We start from the raw sequence: 1,163 nt of genomic DNA, 5'->3' as shown, positions 1-1,163 counted from the left end.
GCCCTGTTGTAAAATGAAGTGCAACACAAAAGACATGTTCATCTGATATACTAGAGTTGCAAAAAACAGTATAGAGGAAGATGTACATGTCCACAAACTATTCTACCACAAATCAATCATACAAACACTTATCTGATGCTGAGCGAGGAGAAATTGAAGCTTATTTAAGCGTAGGACTCAAACCTGCTGAGATTGCTCGTAGACTGGGGAGAAATCGCTCTACTATTACTCGTGAGATTAATCGAGGTTCTATAACACAAGTGAAACAAGTAAATGGACAGAAGGTCTATTATCAACACTATTATGCAGATGCGGCCCATAACCGCTATCGTCAGGCCAGAGAAGCCAGCTATTATCTGAAACTGGATTGTGTATCGGACGACTTTCTGACAAAATTCACAAAAGCAATGAGAGAGAAACCAAGGGTGCATAGCGTGGATACCTTTGTTCATACCTACAGGCTCCAACATGTAGATGCAGTTGTTCCTTCAACCAAGACGCTCTATAACTATATCCATCAAGGTTTGTTAGAGATTAAGGTTATTGATTTACCAAGAGCAGTGCGGATCCGTAAGAAATTTAACAAGCGTCCCTCTACCAAGAAACATCTAGGAAAGTCAATTGAAGAAAGGCCAGAAGAAATCAATAATCGCTCCCGTTTTGGAGATTGGGAAATCGATTCTGTTCTAGGTGGAAAGACAGTAGGAGAACCTTCTATTCTGACCTTGGTAGAGCGACAAACACGTTATGCTGTCACAAAGAAACTTGTCGAAAAGAAAGCAGAGTATGTCAATCAAGCAGTCTTAGAGTGTATGAAACTTTATCCCATTAAGTCCATCACTGCAGATAATGGAAACGAATTTTCATCATTGAGTAAAATAGAGGGATTAGATGTTTATTTTGCACATGCCTATTCATCTTATGAACGAGGTACAAATGAGAATTTCAATGGATTATTAAGAGAGTTCATTCCAAAGGGAGTCTCACTAAAAGAACTAAAGCCGACACTTTTAGAGGACTATACAAAGGCTATCAATGAAAGGCCTAGACGAATCCATGGCTATCAGTCTGCAAAAAAGCTGTTTGAGTCAGCTCAAACAGCTTGAAAGATACTCGCTTAATCAGAGGAACAACTTTGTTGCACTTGACTTGACAATTGGGGA

General features: G+C 39.5%; 1 protein-coding gene. It reads left to right on the top strand.

Annotated elements, in window-relative coordinates; genetic code table 11:
• Nucleotides 1-86: 86 nt before the first annotated feature.
• Entirely contained in the window at nucleotides 87-1,106 is a 1,020-nt protein-coding gene (locus K1J10_RS10500) for an IS30 family transposase (RefSeq protein WP_223357332.1), read from the top strand.
• Nucleotides 1,107-1,163 lie beyond the last annotated feature (57 nt).

It is taken from the genome of Streptococcus australis (assembly GCF_019930045.1).
Lineage (GTDB): Bacteria > Bacillota > Bacilli > Lactobacillales > Streptococcaceae > Streptococcus > Streptococcus australis_D.
This window is presented reverse-complemented; position numbering and strand designations above follow the sequence as displayed.

What these genes read in the sequence shown, in the direction of transcription:
- K1J10_RS10500 (WP_223357332.1), top strand. Translation starts at nt 87, where the DNA reads ATGTCCACAAACTATTCTACCACAAATCAATCATACAAACACTTATCT.